18 protein-coding genes are annotated in these 16,651 nt (G+C 55.6%); 6 read left to right on the forward strand and 12 right to left on the reverse strand.

The features are described from left to right. The first annotated feature begins 30 nt into the window (after window positions 1-30). From trmB to ACR8BN_RS03780, 3 genes are all read left to right on the forward strand, one after another. Window positions 31-750: a tRNA (guanosine(46)-N7)-methyltransferase TrmB gene (gene trmB / locus ACR8BN_RS03770; RefSeq protein WP_031594093.1), complete on the forward strand. Its 720-nt coding sequence runs from the start codon at window positions 31-33 to the stop codon at window positions 748-750. Beyond that, window positions 750-1,076 carry a YggL family protein gene (locus ACR8BN_RS03775; protein ID WP_003853403.1) on the forward strand — a complete coding sequence of 109 codons (327 nt, stop codon included), beginning with the start codon at window positions 750-752 and terminating at the stop codon, window positions 1,074-1,076. The genes trmB and ACR8BN_RS03775 overlap by 1 nt, the downstream gene beginning before the upstream one ends. Before the next feature lie 65 nt (window positions 1,077-1,141). Beyond that, entirely contained in the window at window positions 1,142-1,858 is a 717-nt protein-coding gene (locus tag ACR8BN_RS03780; RefSeq protein ID WP_010248885.1) for a DUF2884 domain-containing protein, read from the forward strand. Window positions 1,859-1,894: 36 nt separating this feature from the next. Here the strand turns inward: ACR8BN_RS03780 and hemW are convergent, their stop codons facing one another. The 4 genes from hemW to ACR8BN_RS03800 are packed head-to-tail and all read right to left on the reverse strand — an operon-like array spanning window position 1,895 to window position 4,916. Beyond that, window positions 1,895-3,034, reverse strand: a complete 1,140-nt coding sequence (gene hemW, locus ACR8BN_RS03785) for a radical SAM family heme chaperone HemW (RefSeq protein WP_010248883.1) — start codon at window positions 3,032-3,034, stop codon at window positions 1,895-1,897. Next, the gene (locus ACR8BN_RS03790; RefSeq protein WP_010671072.1) at window positions 3,027-3,620 is read right to left on the reverse strand and encodes an XTP/dITP diphosphatase; all 594 of its coding nucleotides are present in this window, start codon (window positions 3,618-3,620) and stop codon (window positions 3,027-3,029) included. The genes hemW and ACR8BN_RS03790 overlap by 8 nt, the downstream gene beginning before the upstream one ends. A 21-nt stretch (window positions 3,621-3,641) precedes the next feature. Further along, window positions 3,642-4,196 (reverse strand): YggT family protein, encoded by a 555-nt coding sequence (locus ACR8BN_RS03795; protein WP_010248879.1) that lies wholly within the window; start codon window positions 4,194-4,196, stop codon window positions 3,642-3,644. Between the two features lie 12 nt (window positions 4,197-4,208). Further along, window positions 4,209-4,916, reverse strand: a complete 708-nt coding sequence (locus ACR8BN_RS03800) for a YggS family pyridoxal phosphate-dependent enzyme (protein WP_010671071.1) — start codon at window positions 4,914-4,916, stop codon at window positions 4,209-4,211. A gap of 14 nt (window positions 4,917-4,930) precedes the next feature. Between ACR8BN_RS03800 and ACR8BN_RS03805 the strand changes: the two genes are divergently transcribed. Next, a complete protein-coding gene (locus tag ACR8BN_RS03805; RefSeq protein ID WP_311976344.1) occupies window positions 4,931-5,938 on the forward strand; it encodes a type IV pilus twitching motility protein PilT in 1,008 nt (335 codons plus the stop codon). Here ACR8BN_RS03805 and ruvX read toward each other — a convergent pair. The 6 genes from ruvX to ACR8BN_RS03835 all read right to left on the reverse strand — a co-directional run bounded on the left by ruvX (window position 5,932) and on the right by ACR8BN_RS03835 (window position 10,148). Next, complete coding sequence (ruvX, locus tag ACR8BN_RS03810) at window positions 5,932-6,351, reverse strand: Holliday junction resolvase RuvX (protein WP_031594097.1); 420 nt, start codon at window positions 6,349-6,351, stop codon at window positions 5,932-5,934. The genes ACR8BN_RS03805 and ruvX overlap by 7 nt on opposite strands. Next, entirely contained in the window at window positions 6,351-6,914 is a 564-nt protein-coding gene (locus ACR8BN_RS03815; RefSeq protein WP_010248870.1) for a YqgE/AlgH family protein, read from the reverse strand. The genes ruvX and ACR8BN_RS03815 overlap by 1 nt, the downstream gene beginning before the upstream one ends. An 87-nt stretch (window positions 6,915-7,001) precedes the next feature. Next, a complete protein-coding gene (gshB, locus tag ACR8BN_RS03820) occupies window positions 7,002-7,946 on the reverse strand; it encodes a glutathione synthase (RefSeq protein WP_010248868.1) in 945 nt (314 codons plus the stop codon). Window positions 7,947-8,052: 106 nt separating this feature from the next. Then, window positions 8,053-8,784 carry a 16S rRNA (uracil(1498)-N(3))-methyltransferase gene (gene rsmE / locus ACR8BN_RS03825; protein WP_010248866.1) on the reverse strand — a complete coding sequence of 244 codons (732 nt, stop codon included), beginning with the start codon at window positions 8,782-8,784 and terminating at the stop codon, window positions 8,053-8,055. Between the two features lie 70 nt (window positions 8,785-8,854). Next, a complete protein-coding gene (gene endA, locus ACR8BN_RS03830; RefSeq protein ID WP_031594098.1) occupies window positions 8,855-9,559 on the reverse strand; it encodes a deoxyribonuclease I in 705 nt (234 codons plus the stop codon). 76 nt (window positions 9,560-9,635) lie between these two features. Beyond that, window positions 9,636-10,148, reverse strand: coding sequence for a SprT family zinc-dependent metalloprotease (locus tag ACR8BN_RS03835; protein WP_425017004.1), 513 nt, complete (start codon window positions 10,146-10,148; stop codon window positions 9,636-9,638). A 140-nt stretch (window positions 10,149-10,288) separates the two neighbouring features. Between ACR8BN_RS03835 and ACR8BN_RS03840 the strand changes: the two genes are divergently transcribed. After that, complete coding sequence (locus tag ACR8BN_RS03840; protein WP_434747568.1) at window positions 10,289-11,437, forward strand: glycosyltransferase; 1,149 nt, start codon at window positions 10,289-10,291, stop codon at window positions 11,435-11,437. 25 nt (window positions 11,438-11,462) lie between these two features. Continuing rightward, window positions 11,463-12,695, forward strand: a complete 1,233-nt coding sequence (locus ACR8BN_RS03845) for an O-antigen ligase family protein (RefSeq protein WP_182687520.1) — start codon at window positions 11,463-11,465, stop codon at window positions 12,693-12,695. 80 nt (window positions 12,696-12,775) lie between these two features. On the opposite strand, the gene ACR8BN_RS03850 is transcribed toward ACR8BN_RS03845, so the two are convergent. Both ACR8BN_RS03850 and metK read right to left on the reverse strand, forming a co-directional pair. Then, the gene (locus ACR8BN_RS03850; protein WP_033772546.1) at window positions 12,776-14,173 is read right to left on the reverse strand and encodes a sugar porter family MFS transporter; all 1,398 of its coding nucleotides are present in this window, start codon (window positions 14,171-14,173) and stop codon (window positions 12,776-12,778) included. Between the two features lie 1,040 nt (window positions 14,174-15,213). Continuing rightward, window positions 15,214-16,365, reverse strand: coding sequence for a methionine adenosyltransferase (gene metK / locus ACR8BN_RS03855; protein ID WP_434747344.1), 1,152 nt, complete (start codon window positions 16,363-16,365; stop codon window positions 15,214-15,216). Window positions 16,366-16,651: the final 286 nt, after the last annotated feature.

A 16,651-nucleotide genomic window follows, 5' to 3' on the forward strand; every position in this document is an offset into this window, starting at 1 on the left:
CCCGGAACAGGCTAACCAGCAGGCTTTTACATGATTAATGACGTCATCACCCCAGAATTTGATGAGAACGGGCGGCCATTACGCCGGATCCGCAGCTTTGTGCGCCGCCAGGGCCGCTTAACCAAAGGCCAGCAGCAGGCGCTGGACACCCTGTGGCCGGTCATGGGGGTGGAATATCAGCCGGAGCCTGTCGATCTGACCGCGCTGTTTGGCCGCGAAGCCCCGGTGACGCTGGAAATTGGCTTTGGTATGGGCGCTTCGCTGGTAACGATGGCGCAGAACACGCCGCATCAGAACTTCCTGGGTATTGAAGTGCATGCGCCGGGCGTGGGTGCCTGTCTGGCCGCCGCCAAAGAAGCCGATGTGCAGAACCTTCGGGTGATGTGCCATGACGCGGTGGAAGTGCTGGAGAAGATGATTCCGGATAACTCGCTGCGCATGGTTCAGCTCTTCTTCCCCGATCCGTGGCATAAAGCGCGTCACAATAAACGCCGTATCGTTCAGGTGCCTTTCGCCGAGCTGGTGATGCGTAAACTGAAGCTGGGCGGCGTCTTCCACATGGCGACCGACTGGGAAGCCTACGCGGAACATATGCTGGAAGTGATGAACAGCATCGATGGTTACCGCAACCAGTCAGAACAACAGAATTATGTGCCGCGTCCTGAGACGCGTCCACTGACCAAGTTTGAGCAGCGCGGGCAGCGTTTAGGCCACGGCGTATGGGATTTAATGTTTGAGAGGGTGAAATAATGGCCACACAACGCAGCCGCCGTTTACGTAAAAAACTGCACATTGATGAGTTTCAGGAACTGGGCTTCTCGGTTGCCTGGCGCTTCCCGGAAGGCACCAGCGAAAGCGAAATTGATGAGACGCTGAACCAGTTCATCAATGAAGCGATCGATCCTAACGGCCTGGCCTTCGATGGCAGCGGTTACCTGGTGTGGGAAGGTCTGGTTTGCCTGCAGAAAACCGGCAAATGCACCGATGAGCATCGTGCTCTGGTTCGTAAATGGCTGGAAGATCGCAAGCTGCAGGACGTTCAGATGACTGAACTCTTTGACGTCTGGTGGGACTAAGTCGTCACACAGTGTCGGGCTGAGGCCCGATCAGAGGGTTTCAGACCCGATCTTAGGGAGTAGATATGATGCGTAAAGCGCTTCTTGCTGTGCTGCTGGTGGCAGCAACCCAGGCTCAGGCAGCCTATGAATGCAGCGTTAAGCCGCAGGACGATGTGGTGATTAAGCCGCAGAGCGTGCAGGTGGTCGGTGCCAACGGCAATATGGAAATCTCGCCGCAGGGCGACGTGCAGTTCAATGGACAGAAGGTCACGCTCGATACGGCCGGACGCCAGAAAGCGATCGACTATCAGAACGCGCTGCGTCGCGATCTGCCGTGGATCGACAGCGGGGCGACATCACGTCTGGAGAAAGGGCGTGCGGCACTGGATCAGGTCATCGTTGAAAAACTGGGCACAGATAGCAACGTGCGTAATCGCCTGACCACGCTGAATGGTCAGCTGAAACAGCAGATGAACCGCATCATTGAACACCGTGAAGATGGGCTGACGTTCCACCATCAGGCGATTGATCAGGTACGCGCCGAAGGTGAAAGGCTGGTGCAGTCGACCCTGGGCGGCGTGATGCAGGATAGCCTGAACGAGATGGGCAGTAAGCAGGGCAGCGGCGGCAGTAATCCGTTGCAGGCGATTATGGGTAATCTGGGCGGTTTGCAGCAGTCGATTCAGGCTGAGTGGAGCAAGCAGGAGCAGGATTTCCAGAACTTCGGTCACGAGGTATGTAATCGCGTTATTTCGCTGGAAGATCAGCGTAAACAGCTTACCGGCGCACTGAAAAAATAGGTTAACGCCTCAGTCTGTCGGGCTGAGGCGCTTTTGTTACTCTTCCGCTAAGAACAGCTCCAGCAGCGAATTCAGAAACAGCTTCCCTTTCTCCGTAATCTGCCACTGCTCCGCGGTTTCAGTCACGTAACCTGCGGCAATCGCGGCATCCATCTGCGGACGGATCACCTGCTCTGATAAACCGGTATAGCGGCTGAACTCGTCGCGCGGCGCGGCTTCCAGCAGGCGAAAGCGGTTCATGAAATATTCAAACGGCTTGTCGCTATCGGCAACGTCATACTGCTTTTCGCGGTAGTTCCCCTGCATAAATCCACGCGGATGACGGGTTTTCACCGTGCGGACTATGCGGCCATCCGGTTGCGTCAGCTTGCCGTGTGCGCCACACCCAATCCCCAGATAGTCGCCAAAGCGCCAGTAATTGAGGTTGTGTTCACAGCGATAACCCGGCTTCGCGTAGGCGGAGGTCTCATACTGCTGATAACCGGCAGCCTGCAGCAGCTGATCGCCCTGTTCGAAAATATCCCATAGCGCATCATCATCCGGCAGCACCGGCGGGCGTGAGCCAAACAGGGTGTTGGGTTCAATCGTGAGCTGATACCAGGAAAGATGCGGCGGATTAAGCGCAATCGCCTGACGTAAATCGTCGAGCGCCTCTTCCAGCGACTGATCGGGCAGTCCATGCATCAGGTCAAGGTTAAAACTGCGCAGCGACAGCGACTCTGCCAGTTCAGCGGCGCGGACCGCCTCTTCCGGGCCGTGAATGCGGCCAAGACGCTGCAGTTTTTGCGGACTGAAACTCTGTACGCCAATCGAAATACGGTTGATACCGGCGCGCTGATAGGCGCTGAACCGGTCCGCTTCCACGGTGCCCGGATTGGCTTCCATGGTCACTTCCGCATCGGGCGAGAGCGTCAGACGCTCCCGCACACCATCCATCAGCATCTGCATCGCGCTGCTGCTCAGCAGGCTGGGCGTGCCGCCACCGATGAAGATCGTGCGCACTTCCCGGCCATTGATCAGCGGTAAATCGATCTCCAGATCGCGCAGCAGGTGCTGCACGTATTCAACGTGCGGCACCTCATCTTTCAGCGCGTGGGAGTTAAAATCACAGTAGGGACATTTCTGTACGCACCACGGAATGTGGATATAGAGACTTAACGGCGGCAGATTAGGCATTACGCATCGCTTCCAGCAACAGCGTCAATGCTTTACCCCGGTGAGAAACTGCACCTTTTTCCGCTTTACTCAGTTCGGCCGCGGTTTTACCCAGCGCCGGGACAAAGAAAATCGGGTCGTAACCAAAACCACCGGCACCAGCGGCGGCGCGGGTGATCTCACCCTGCCAGCTGCCGTGGAACACCAGCGGGGTCGGATCTTCCGCATGACGCAGATAGACCAGCACGCAGTGAAATTGTGCCTGGCGCTGACCGTCCGGCACGTTTTCCAGCGCCTGCAGCAGCTTCTCCAGGTTCTGTTGATCGCTGGCTTCTTCACCGGCGTAGCGCGCCGAGTAGATGCCGGGCGCGCCGCCCAGCGCATCCACGGCCAGGCCGGAATCATCGGCAATGGCCGGTAATCCGGTGATCTGTGCCGCGTGACGCGCCTTGAGAATCGCGTTCTCAATAAAGGTCAGGCCGGTCTCTTCCGCCGATTCAACCCCAAGGTCGGTCTGTGCGACGATATCCAGACCAAAGGCGGAGAGTAACTCCGCCAGTTCACGCACTTTGCCGGGATTGCCGGTTGCGAGGACAACTTTTTGCATAACAGTTCCAGTTTGATTCATTTACAGCAGATACCAGAGACCCGGGAACAGGTCCATGCCGAGAAAGTTCAGGGCATACAGCACCAGGATGACGATCATCGCTGAGAAATCGATGCCGCCCATCGCAGGCAGAATACGGCGAACAGGTGCCATCATCGGCTCGGTTAACTGCACCAGCAGATAGTCGACAGGACCCCGGCCCTGGCTGATCCAGCTCATCAGGGAGCGAATAATAATCACCCAGAAGACCAGATAGCCGGCGGATTTAACCAGCGACAGCAGGCCGACCAGCAGATTGGTTGGGTCGACCGAGAAGACGCCCACCTGAATCAGCAATAAAATCGGGTATTTCAGCGTGGTCAGCACAAATGCCAGCAGCAGCGAGGCGGTATCAATCGGTCCCAGTGCCGGCAGTATACGACGCAGCGGCTTAACAATCGGCTGTGTCACTTTTACGACAAACTGCGCCACTGGATTGTAAAAATCGCAGCGGGACCACTGCATCCAGATGCGTAACAGCAGCACCATGACGTAGAGATCGATCAGCGTTTTTACTAAAAACGTCAGTGTTAACATGAAGTTCCTCTGTTATTGTTGTGAGTTGTGCGCATAATCTCGTGCGCCAAAAATGGCGGTGCCGATACGCACCATCGTACTGCCTGCGGCGATTGCCGCCTCCATGTCATCGCTCATTCCCAGCGAAAGCGTGTCTGCATGCGGATAGTGCTGTTGCAGCTGCCGGAAGGCTTCCGCCATCTGCTGACACACCGCCAGCTGCCGCGCGTAATCACTCTCGGCTGCCGGAATCGCCATTAATCCGCGCAGCCGCAGTTGCGGCAGGGCAGCGATCTGCTCCGCCAGCCCGGATACGGCCTCCAGCATGATGCCAGATTTGCTGTTCTCGTCACTGATATTTACCTGAATTAACACATTCAGTGGTGGCAGCGAAGCAGGCCGCTGATCGTTGAGCCGCTGCGCGATGCGCTGACGGTCAATGGTGTGACACCAGGCGAAATGTTCCGCCACCAGACGGCTTTTATTGGACTGCAGCGGACCGATGAAGTGCCACTCCAGCTCAGGATGTGCGGCCAGTGCCTGGACCTTTTCAACCCCTTCCTGAACGTAATTTTCACCAAAGGCAATCTGGCCAGCGGCAAAGGCTTCTTCGACCGCGCTCGCAGGTTTGGTTTTACTGACTGCAAGCAGGGTAATTTCTTCTGGTGCGCGGCCGCAACTCGCGGCAGCAGCAGCGATTCGCTGCCGCACTTGCTGTAGGTTCTGCTGGATTGAGGTCATAGTCAGGAGAAATTATGAATCTGGATGAAATGGTGGGGCTTAGTGTAAAGCATAATGCCGCCGATCTGCACCTTTGCAGCGGACATTTGCCCTACTGGCGGCGGCAGGGAAGGCTGGAGGCGATGCCGCAGCAGTGCCCGCTTTCTGGCGCATGGATGGCGCAGTTTATGGCCCGCTGGCTCAGTGACCCGCAGCGTCAGGAGCTGGAGCGCGCAGGGCAGCTCGATTTCGCTCTGAGTCTGGCCGATGGTCAGCGTCTGCGCGCGAATCTCTTTATGCAGCGCAATGGCCTGTCACTGGCACTGCGCATCATCGCCACGGCATGCCCGACGCTTGCGAGCCTGCAACTGCCCGCCATTGTCCCGACGCTGCTGGAGCAGCAGGATGGGCTGATTCTGGTGACGGGAGCGACCGGCAGCGGTAAATCAACCACGCTGGCGGCGCTGGTCGATGCGCTGAACCGCCAGCAGGCGCTGCATATCATCACGCTGGAAGATCCGATTGAATTTATCCATCACAGCCAGCAGTCGCTGATACAGCAGCGGGAAATAGGCCTGCACTGCGGTTCGTTCTCGCTGGGGGTAAAGGCAGCACTGCGTGAAGATCCCGACGTCATCCTGCTGGGCGAACTGCGCGACAGCGACACTATTCGTCAGGCACTGACGGCTGCGGAGACCGGCCATCTGGTGCTGGCGACGCTGCACACGCGTGGCGCGGCGCAGGCGGTGGATCGGCTGGTTGATGTCTTTCCGGCAGAGGAGAAACAGCTGGTGCGTACTCAGCTGGCGGGCAGCCTGAAAGCGGTAATTGCACAGCGGCTGGTGCCATCAGTTGCCGGTTCGCGCATCGGACTGTTTGAGGTCCTGATCGCCACACCGGGCATCACCAATCTGATCAGAGAAGGCAAGATGCACCAGATCCCTGCGCTGTTACAAACCGGCGCACAGGCCGGTATGCAGACGTTTGAGCAGAGCAGACTGGCACGTCAGGCAGCCGGACTGATTGAGTCAGGATGTCAGTAATGGTTTTCGAACCAGTCCTGCAAAATGATGGCAGCAGACTGTGAGTCGACCGATCCTTTATTGAGCGCGCGATAGCCGCCGCGTTCAAACAGGCCTGCACGCGCTTCTACCGTGCTGAGTCGTTCATCCTGCAGCTCCACGCGGATGCCAAAACGCCCGTGCAGGCGGTTGGCAAATTTACGTGCGCGATCGGTCAGCGGCTGCTCGGTGCCATCCATGTTCAGCGGTAATCCCACCACCACGAAATCGGGCTGCCACTCTTTCAGCAGCTTTTCGATTATCAGCCAGTCCGGGATGCCATCCTGCGCTTTCAGGGCGGTCAGCGGACGGGCGCTGCCAGTGAGTTCCTGACCTACGGCGACACCAATACTTTTGGTGCCGAAGTCGAATCCTAACAGAGTTTGAGTTGACATCAGGCGTGTCCGGCGTCGCTGGCCATGTTGTGAATATCGACGCCAATACTGCGCGCCGCTTCGCGCCAGCGCTCTGAAATCGGCGTCTGGAACAGGATGTTGCTGTTAGCGGGGGTGGTCAGCCAGGCATTTTCCATCAGCTCATTTTCCAGCTGATCTTTCTCCCAGGCGCAGTAACCCAGCGCTACCAGCACGTTAGTGGGCTGAGACGCCGTACCGATCGACTCCAGCACGTCACGGGACGTGGTGATGATCGTGTTATCGGAAACACGAATACTGGAGGTAAAGGTGCGTTGTGCGGAGTGCAGGATAAAGCCACGATCTTCCGCCAGCGGGCCGCCGGTAAACACCGGTTTATCCAGCTTGATCGCCGGATCGCGATCGTCAGCAGAGATTTTGAGCTTCTTCAGAATGCCTTCAACCGTCAGGTTTTCCATGGGTTTATTGATGATCAGTCCCATTGCACCCTCTTCGTTATGTTCGCAGAGATAGACCACGGAACGTTTGAAGAAAGGATCCTGCAATGAAGGCATGGCAATCAAAAAGTGATGTTGTAGATTCATTCTCACACGATGTACCAAAAAAATAACCGGCACGCGACGGCCGCACCGGTATTGGGTTGATCACGGAGCTTCGCCCCGGCGTCATGCTCAGCCCAGGCGCTTCTCAATGGCATCCATCAACATGCCGGTGATGGAGATCGGGAACGCAGCCTCAATTTCACGAATGCAGGTTGGGCTGGTCACGTTAACTTCAGTCAGTTTATCACCGATGATGTCCAGACCGACAAAAATCAGCCCTTTTGCTTTCAGCGTTGGACCAACACGGCGCGCGATTTCCCAGTCGCTTTCGCTCAGCGGACGCGCTTCACCGCGACCACCGGCGGCGAGGTTGCCACGCGTTTCACCGCCCTGCGGAATACGCGCCAGGCAGTAAGGCACCGGCTCGCCATCGACGACCAACACGCGTTTGTCACCCTCGGTGATCGCCGCAATATAATTCTGCGCCATGCAGAAACGGCTCTCATGCTCGGTCAGCGTTTCGGTAATCACGCCAAAGTTAGGATCATCTTTCTTCACGCGGAAAATCGACGCACCACCCATGCCATCCAGCGGCTTCATGATGATGTCGCCATGCTCCTGCCAGAAGGCGCGCAGCTGCGCTTTGCTGCGGGTCACCAGGGTGTCAGGCGTAAACTCGGCAAACCAGGCGGTGTAGAGCTTTTCGTTACAGTCACGCAGGCTCTGCGGTTTGTTCACGATCAGCGTACCCAGCTCTTCAGCGCGTTCCAGAATGTAGGTCGCATAGATGAACTCGGTATCGAATGGCGGATCTTTGCGCATCAGCACCACATTCAGGTCAGCCAGCGGGATCACCTGCTCGCTGCCGAACTGATACCAGTTCTCAGGATTCTGCTCGACGGTCAGCAGGCGGGTGCGGGCAGAGGCCACGCCACCGCGCAGGGAGAGATCGTGCATCTCCATGTAGTGAATTTCGTAACCACGGCGCTGTGCTTCCAGCAGCATAGCGAAGCTGGAGTCTTTTTTAATATTGATGGACGAAATAGGGTCCATCACGATGCCAAGTTTAATCATTATTATCTCCTCGGTGAGGCGGCATTTACCGCCTCGTCTGGTTCGGTCTGCAGTGGGCCGATCGGTCAGGACATCATGCCTGCTCTCTTTCCGCTGAAAGTATCGCTTAACCCAGGTCGCCAAACCTCACCTGAAGTGCCGTAATGGCCGTCAGCGCGGTAGTTTCGGTACGCAATACCCGTGGGCCAAGCAGAATGTCAGTAAAATCGTGCTGCGCCGTCATCGCAATCTCGTCCGCAGACAAACCGCCTTCAGGGCCAATCAGCAACCTTACCCGCTCAACAGGCTGGGGCAGCGTGTTGATGCTGTGACTGGCGCGCGGATGCAGGTTAAGCTTCAGACCGCTGTCCGCTTCTGCACACCAGGCTTCCAGCGTCATCGCTTCACGAATCTCCGGCACGCGATTACGGCCGCACTGCTCGCAGGCGGCAATAGCAATTTTCTGCCACTGCTGGATCTTCTTCGCCAGACGCTCAGCATCAAGCTTTACGCCACAGCGCTCGGAAAACAAGGGTGTAATGACATTCACGCCCAGTTCAATCGATTTCTGGATAGTGAATTCCATTTTTTCACCGCGCGACATCACCTGACCTAAATGCAGATGTAAAGGTGACTCACGATCGTCCGGCTGGCTCTCTGTGACCGATACTTTTACACGCTTTTTATCAACATGCGTGATCTCTGCTGCAAAAGTCAGATTAGTGCCATCAAAGAGTTCCAGACGCTGACCTGCCGTCATCCGGAGCACCCGGCCCACATGATTGGATGCATCTTCATCCAGGGTAATTTCACTGCCGATGCTTAATGGCCCGGCGTGATAGATGCGAGGTATGCGCATAAGGTTCCTGAGACCGGACGCCGCGCTGCAGCGGCGTCATTGGAAAAAGAGCTAGTGTAGGGCAGGGATTTTAGCGCTGGCAAGCCTGCTGCACATAAGGATTATGATTGCCCTGAACCTTTGCAATGCGCTGGTCGCGTTCGCACTCCCATATTGTCACGGGATAGAGCTTGTTCCAGGCGGTAAACAGCTGCGTCTGCTGGCGCGAAATACGCAGATGATACTGGTCGCGCATATAGAAATAGGTGCGGGCAATGGCACCACGCGCCCGCGCAGGTGGCTCCGCCTGTTTGAGTTTAAAGTCGATCTTCATCTCACACTGGCCGTACTGCTGCTCGCTGCCGTTCCATTGACTGTAGGCGAAGTTGCCACGGTCGCCATTCACTTCACCCACCGCAGGCTGCAGGTTGTGCAGGTCGGTTTCGATGCGGCGGTAGTCGGGATCTTTGCTGCAGTTTTTACGACCGCCATCCTGCCAGCACTGACGCTGATGGCCAAACTCCCAGGCGGGCATCACGTGTTCCCACTCAATGCGTGCGGCGCGATTGGCGTTTTTGCGCACCTGATAGCCACAGCTGTTGAGATCGGGAATCCCCTTTTTTCCCTGCCACTGAATCTTACAGCCACAGTAAAAAGAACCCGGTGCATCGGCGTTGATCGCCGCCGCAAAGGTTTTGGCCTGCTGAAAGTTATTTTGATGATAGTTATTCAGGTTGAGGGCGTCAGCGGCGGGCGCAAACAGCAGCGCAACCGCCAGACTTAGTATGCGAGACATATTCCAGATTTCTACTCAGTACGAAAAAGGGCGGCAGGGTAACAGAATGTGGAATAGGGCGGAATGGGGATTCTTCTCAGGACGCGACAAATTCACCCGCGATCAGCAGGCTGCCGCAGTGCACGCAGCGATATTCACTCTCTTTGCGCAGTATGCGATTGTGGCGGCGCACCGTCAGTTGATGCTGCTGGCACTGACAGCGGTAGGCAAAGGTGTTGCTGCGTACGGATGCGATCTCAAACTGGTGAGTACGCCGTGCCGGAACGCCCAGCACCTGCTCCATCATCCATTTCCACTCTTTGCCGTGCGGCGCGACGCGACCAAATTGCTTCCAGACCAGCAGATGCGCCAGCTCATGCGGCACCACTTCATCGATAAATGCCTGCTGGTTTTCCAGCAGCAGCAAAGGATTGATGCGAATTTCCCAGGATGCCAGCCAGGCGGTGCCCGCCGCCGTACCACGCTGCTGGTAGAGCAGTTTCGGTTCCGGATAACGGGTTTTCAGCGCCTGATTCGCACGTTCAAGCGACTGGCGCAGCGAGCGCATCACGGCCTGCTGCAGGGCAATGGGGAGACGAGGCGTTTTCATGGCGCTCAGAATAATCGCCGCCGCGCAGGAACTCAACTTCGCCAGCGATAAGTACGGTTCTGGCTGGGGAAAATTTCTGGTTTAAATATTGTTATGCTCTTTTTTAGAATATTCTATTAATGACATTCACCGCAGAGTGGATGGATGAAAAGCGAACGGCACAGGGCATGGATAAAGCAATGAAAAATAATGATAACGTCAGGAAACAACGGATTGTGCTGGTGACGGATCTGATGGCCGGTCGTGGTGGTATGGAAAATGTGACCGGACAGTTGATCACGGCCCTGAATGCGGAAACCGGTACCGAAGCAGGGCTGTTTATTATCAACAGCGGTGAGGAGAGCCACTCCCGCGCCTGGACCGCCAACGCTGTTCTGGCTGAGAGCGTCTGCACGCTGCGCAATAAGAAAATAAAAAATCTTATTCATACGCTGAGAATGGCCGCCTTCTTTCGTCGTTATCAGCCCGATCATGTCCTGACCCTCAACACCATTCCCTGCCTGATGACGCGCCGGGCAATCACGCTTTCAGGATGTAAAATCGTGTTGTCGAGCTGGATGCACCTGCCTCCGCGTGAACGTTATCGTCCCCATTATCTGCTGCGGGCCGATCACCATTTTGCGATCAGTAATCAGATTAAAGAGCAGCTGGTGGAACTGGGCGCACGCGCCACTGACGTTGACGTTATCTATAACCCGATCAAACGCAATGACACGGTAATCGGCAGACCCCAGGCGCTGAAGTTCCTCTATATTGGTCGCGTCCATTATCAGCGGCAGAAACAGCTTAAAGATCTGTTTGATGCCCTGCAGCAACTGGAGGCGCCCTGGACGCTGGAGATAGTGGGGGACGGGGAAGATCTGACGCAATGTCAGCACTACGTGACGCAACTCGGCATTCAGGATCGCATCACCTGGCATGGCTGGCAGGAAAATGCCTGGGAGTATGTCATCCGCCATATCAGACAGGTCACCTGCCTGGTCATGACCTCTAACTTCGAAGGCTTCCCGCTGATCCTGCTGGAGGCGATGTCGCGCGGCGTCTACTGTGTTTCATCCGACTGCATCAGCGGCCCGGCGGAAATTATTCAGAACGGTATTAATGGTCAGCTCTATCCCACCCATGACAGCATGGCGCTGGCCGCGATTCTCAACGCCATGAGCGGGGATTTCCACTTCCCCGATCATCAGGCTATTAAAGCGAGCATCACCGGTTTTTATGAGGAAAATTATATGAAGCACCTGATGAGTGTGTTTAACCGCCTTACTGAGGTTAAGCATGACGAATAAAATCAGTCGCAATGGATTAACGTTAATGGTTAATTTTTCAGTTATTGCGCTCTGCCTGGCGCTGTCGCTGAATATGTTTGTTACCGGCCTGCCGCAAAAAATATTCTATCTGGTCTCTTATCTCTCTATCGCGTCCGTGTTGTATGGCCTGGTGCGCAGGCGGATGGACTTTAAAGAGAATGGTTTTTATATCGCCCTGTTTGCTGTGCTGATTATCTTTGCCCTGATTCGGCTGTTCTGGGCGATACACGTGAAGGGGATCGAAACCGCGCCCTCAACCGATGCCATCACCAATATCGGCAACTATCTGCTGGGGGCGAAGCGGCTGTTGATGGGTGCCTTTGTGCTGCTCAGTCTGGCTGTTTATGGGGATCGGGTCTCCCTGACCACGCTACGCGTCGGAAAAGGGCTCATCCTTCTCGGCCTGCTGATTACGCTGGGCTTTGGTATCCACGAGCATCTCTACACTGAGAATATTCGCATCAAGCTCACTACCGAAGCCGCCTCCATGTCCTCCTACATGATTCTGTTTATTTACTGTGCCTGGCTCTGGCTAAGCCGCTATGAGACGCACGCTTACTGGAAGGTGGCCGATATCGCTGTGCTGGCAGTGACCTTTGCCTTGCTCTACCTGTGCGGCACCCGTGTGACCCTGATTGCGCTGATTGCCGTGGGGCTGCTTTTCCTGGTGCAGACCTACCGGCTGTCGCTGCTGACCAACTGGCGGATTAGCGCTCTGCTGGTGGGCGTAATGGCGGTGCTGATTCTGATGACCAGCAACCGCTGGGTAGAGGGGGTGCAGGATATTGAGAACTTTGGTTCAAACAGTTCGACCTCGCTGGGCGCACGTGTCGCCATCTGGGGCGGAGCGGTCAACTTTATTGAGCACCATGGCGGTTTTGCGACGCCGGATGCGCGCACCACTGAGGCGCGTCAGTTCATCACTGCGCACTATCCTCTCAATGTCGAAGGCTTCACCAACGTTAAATACAACATGCACAACGAGTTCCTCGAAGTGACGTCATTGCAGGGATGGCTGGGTACAGCGTCGCTGGCGCTGCTCTATCTGACGGTGCTGGCGGGCTGGCTGAAGAAGTGTGATCTGCGCGGCGTGGCGCTGCCGATGGTGGCACTGTTTACCACCGGACTGACCGATTCGGTGCTGCCCTATAATCAGACCGCGACCATTTTCATTATGGCGCTGGCGCTCTGCTGCATACGGCGGCCCCTGCCGGTAACGCGAGTAACCACAGCGTAGTGGGGCGTTGAACAAATAAAAACGGCGGGGTTTCCAGAGAAACCCCGCCGTTTTTTTACCGCGTTTTTTACCGGGTAAAGTTAGTCGCGTGAACCGATGTCGCGCAGTTTTTTACCTGCCATCAGGTTACGTTCAATGTGTTCCAGCGAGACGTTTTTGGTCTCAGGGATCAGCATCACCGTCAGCAGAATGAAGAACAGGTTAAGCAGTGCGTAGACCCAGAAGGTGTTCGCATTGCCCAGCGTATTCAGCATTGTCAGGAAGGTCGCACCCACGATCATGTTCGCGATCCAGTTGGTGGTGGTGGAGACAGTGATACCGAAATCGCGGCCTTTCAGCGGCTGAATTTCGGAACAGAGTACCCAGATCAACGGACCGGCTGACATCGCAAAACCGATGATGAACATCAGCAGCATACCTACCGCAAAGTACTGTGCGCCCGCCGAGTGAATGCCGAAGTGCAGCATCGTACCCAGAACGCCCATACCGGCTGCCATCACCATAAAGCCCAGAATCAGGGTAGGTTTACGACCCCAGCGATCCACCAGGCCAATGGCAATAAAGGTCGCCAGTACGTTAACCAGACCCACAATCACCGTACCCCACATCTGCTGGGTGGTGTTGGTGAAGCCCGCGATTTCAAAGATTTTTGGCGCGTAGTACATGATGACGTTCATGCCGGTAAACTGTTGCATCACCTGCAGCAGGATGCCGAGATAGACCGCACGGCGGAAGTGACTGCTGCTGGTGAACAGACCCCAGCCAGACTGTTTGATCTTCAGGCTTTCACGGATCTCTTCCAGCTCACGTTTTGCCTGCTCGCTGGTGTCACGCAGACGATCCAGTACGCGTTGTGCATCGCGGAAGTTGCCTCGCGCCGCCAGCCAGCGTGGGCTGTTTGGCAGGAAGAAAACGCCGACCAGCAGCAACAGTGCCGGAATAGTGATGATGCCCAGCATCCAGCGCCAGTTGCCGGTAAAGCTGAACGCCGTATCGGACAGGTAAGCGCCAAGAATACCGATGGTGATCATCAGCTGATAAAGAGAAATCATACTGCCGCGAATTTTTTCCGGAGCGATCTCAGAAAGATAAAGCGGGGCGGTATAAGAGGCGATACCGACTGCCAGGCCCAGCAGAACGCGGGCGCTGATCAGCATTTCCGGGTTTGGCGACATCGCCGACCAGAGTGAACCGATAACGAACAGAATCGCACCGGCCATCAGGCTTTTTTTACGGCCCAGGCGGGATGACATCCAGCCGCTGCCGATAGCACCGACCGCCGCACCAAACATCATGGAACTGACGATCCACTCCTGCTGATGAGGGGTGACGTTAAAGTCCTTTGCGATAAACGGCAGAGCACCGGCGATAACGCCGATATCCAGACCGAACAGCAGACCCGCAAGGGCCGCCAGAAAGCAGACAAATAAGGTCATCGCCTTATTTGAAGTTCTGCTTTTGTGTGTATTGCCAGGCATTTTAGCCTCCAGGTTTATCCATCATTGTTTTTATCAATGTTAAAAAACCTTTTGCCGGAAAAAAGTGAGCCTGATCACATCAGTGTAATCGCTTACACACGCTGAAACCCTGAAATTCAGCATATTTTTCCCGGAAAGATTAATTAACCAGTGAGGTATAGCACTCATTAAGTTTCTGACAATGCTCTATTTACTGGCTATCAGACGACGCTGAAAATAACGCATTTTCAGCAGAATAACTACGTGCGTTAATTCCTAAATATCGGATAAACAAAGCCTTTCAATTTGTAATCGTTAACATTTAGTCGTCAGAAAAAGCGAAAAGAAGTGTAGCTGAGAACTGAAAATTTGCTGCAGAGAGAAGAAGAAGTTGGGCAGATGCGTTTTTTTGTCGTCACGCGCTCGCCAGAAACTGCGCTGGCTTATCGTTCAGAAGGGTAGCGGGAGCAAAATTGCTCCGGTTAGCATTGGGGCTGAAAAGGCAATAAAACACCCTGCCGCAGTAGCATAATGCCAGTCAGTTAAGCGACAGGTGATAACGCAGTCTGGTGCCGGGCAGGGGCTGGCGGTCCTCGCGCCGCTGCGCGGTTCCTTCACTTCATTCCTCTGCCTGACGGACCGCCGGGGATGGCACATCCTGTGCCGCCCCGCCTTTCGCCCGCGTCCTGCGGGCTCTCCTGGCAGACTCATTCTGTTCAGCGCTGCGGATTGCCTGCCCCTGCCCGGCCCCGGCCTGCTCTGAAACTTCAGTGTGTATTGTCAGAAAGGGCACGAGAGTGAAGGCCTGAGCGCCTCTGCTGCTGAAAGGGCTATCCGCAGCGCTGAGGCGTGACGGTTCGTCGGCACGACGTCAAAGCCGAAGGTACCGCGTGAGCGGCGCGAGTACGGCCCGGCAGCAGCAGAGGTGCGCTGGCCCGCACTGCGGCTCGCTCGCCCGGAAAAAAAGGCTGCCACGTTTGACCGTGGCAGCCTTTATAAAGCTAATCTTAACTGACCAGCATCAGGCCGCAGTGGCAGGGTTTTATCAGCAGCCGGTAACCTTACAGGCCAGCCGCTTCACGCAGCAGGGCAGCTTTGTCGGTTTTTTCCCATGGGAAATGTTCACGACCAAAGTGGCCGTAAGCTGCGGTCTCTTTATAGATTGGGTGCAGCAGATCCAGCATCTGGATCAGACCATATGGACGCAGGTCGAAGAACTCGCGCACCAGCAGCGTCAGCTGTTCGGTAGAGATTTTCTCGGTGCCGAAGGTTTCCACCATGATGGAAGTGGGTTCAGCCACGCCGATAGCGTAGGAGACCTGGATTTCACAACGGTCAGCCAGACCGGCCGCTACGATGTTTTTCGCCACGTAACGCGCCGCATAGGCTGCAGAGCGGTCAACTTTAGACGGATCTTTACCCGAGAACGCACCGCCACCGTGACGCGCCATGCCGCCGTAGGTGTCTACGATAATTTTACGACCGGTCAGACCGCAATCGCCCATCGGGCCACCGACCACAAAACGACCGGTTGGGTTGATGTGATATTTGGTCGAGGCGCTCAGCCACTCTGCGGGCAGAACCGGCTTGATGATCTCTTCCATCACTGCTTCCTGCAGATCTTTCTGGCTGATGGATTCAGCATGCTGGGTAGAGAGCACAACTGCATCGATGCCCACGATTTTGCCATCGTCATACTGGAAAGTGACCTGGCTCTTGGCATCCGGACGCAGCCACGGCAGGGTGCCATTTTTACGCACTTCAGCCTGACGCTGTACCAGACGGTGCGCATAGGTCACCGGCGCAGGCATCAGCACGTCTGTTTCGTTGGTGGCATAGCCGAACATCAGGCCCTGGTCGCCCGCGCCCTGTTCCAGCGGATCGGTACGGTCAACGCCCTGATTGATATCCTGAGACTGTTTACCAATCGCGCTTAATACCGCGCAGGAGTTGGCGTCAAAGCCCATATCGGAATGGACATAGCCGATTTCACGTACGGTTTTACGGGTGATCTCTTCGATATCGACCCAGGCGCTGGTGGTGATTTCACCGCCAACCAGCACCATACCGGTTTTAACGTAGGTTTCGCAGGCCACGCGCGCTTTAGGATCCTGTTCAAGGATCGCATCCAGCACAGCATCGGAGATCTGGTCGGCGATTTTATCGGGATGTCCTTCTGATACAGACTCGGACGTAAAAAGGTGTTTAGCCATTCTGTTCTTTACCTTAAATATGGTTTGAGTACGACTGCATAGCGCCAGTGAGGTGGTCTGACCTGACGCCCCTTCAGGCAAAGCCGCGAGCAGTGAGGTTGTGTCAGCACAGCAGGCCAACACCGCCTGGATAGTAACCTGTTTAGATGGAAAACCATCTGGACGGCTATTTTAGGATAGAGGATAAACCAATTACCAGCCCTTTTTCTGTTTCAGCATTTAACCTGTCTCTGTTATCGGCATAATTTGCTGACGCTACACGCAATTCCCCGATAATATTTTTGCA

It is taken from the genome of Pantoea sp. Lu_F5_004 (assembly GCF_051136245.1).
GTDB lineage: Bacteria > Pseudomonadota > Gammaproteobacteria > Enterobacterales > Enterobacteriaceae > Pantoea > Pantoea agglomerans.

Coding starts and splice junctions, on each gene's coding strand:
- trmB (WP_031594093.1), top strand. CDS start 31: ATGATTAATGACGTCATCACCCCAGAATTTGATGAGAACGGGCGGCCA.
- ACR8BN_RS03775 (WP_003853403.1), top strand. CDS start 750: ATGGCCACACAACGCAGCCGCCGTTTACGTAAAAAACTGCACATTGAT.
- ACR8BN_RS03780 (WP_010248885.1), top strand. CDS start 1,142: ATGATGCGTAAAGCGCTTCTTGCTGTGCTGCTGGTGGCAGCAACCCAG.
- hemW (WP_010248883.1), bottom strand. CDS start 3,034: ATGCCTAATCTGCCGCCGTTAAGTCTCTATATCCACATTCCGTGGTGC.
- ACR8BN_RS03790 (WP_010671072.1), bottom strand. CDS start 3,620: ATGCAAAAAGTTGTCCTCGCAACCGGCAATCCCGGCAAAGTGCGTGAA.
- ACR8BN_RS03795 (WP_010248879.1), bottom strand. CDS start 4,196: ATGTTAACACTGACGTTTTTAGTAAAAACGCTGATCGATCTCTACGTC.
- ACR8BN_RS03800 (WP_010671071.1), bottom strand. CDS start 4,916: ATGACCTCAATCCAGCAGAACCTACAGCAAGTGCGGCAGCGAATCGCT.
- ACR8BN_RS03805 (WP_311976344.1), top strand. CDS start 4,931: ATGAATCTGGATGAAATGGTGGGGCTTAGTGTAAAGCATAATGCCGCC.
- ruvX (WP_031594097.1), bottom strand. CDS start 6,351: ATGTCAACTCAAACTCTGTTAGGATTCGACTTCGGCACCAAAAGTATT.
- ACR8BN_RS03815 (WP_010248870.1), bottom strand. CDS start 6,914: ATGAATCTACAACATCACTTTTTGATTGCCATGCCTTCATTGCAGGAT.
- gshB (WP_010248868.1), bottom strand. CDS start 7,946: ATGATTAAACTTGGCATCGTGATGGACCCTATTTCGTCCATCAATATT.
- rsmE (WP_010248866.1), bottom strand. CDS start 8,784: ATGCGCATACCTCGCATCTATCACGCCGGGCCATTAAGCATCGGCAGT.
- endA (WP_031594098.1), bottom strand. CDS start 9,559: ATGTCTCGCATACTAAGTCTGGCGGTTGCGCTGCTGTTTGCGCCCGCC.
- ACR8BN_RS03835 (WP_425017004.1), bottom strand. CDS start 10,148: ATGAAAACGCCTCGTCTCCCCATTGCCCTGCAGCAGGCCGTGATGCGC.
- ACR8BN_RS03840 (WP_434747568.1), top strand. CDS start 10,289: ATGGATGAAAAGCGAACGGCACAGGGCATGGATAAAGCAATGAAAAAT.
- ACR8BN_RS03845 (WP_182687520.1), top strand. CDS start 11,463: ATGGTTAATTTTTCAGTTATTGCGCTCTGCCTGGCGCTGTCGCTGAAT.
- ACR8BN_RS03850 (WP_033772546.1), bottom strand. CDS start 14,173: ATGCCTGGCAATACACACAAAAGCAGAACTTCAAATAAGGCGATGACC.
- metK (WP_434747344.1), bottom strand. CDS start 16,365: ATGGCTAAACACCTTTTTACGTCCGAGTCTGTATCAGAAGGACATCCC.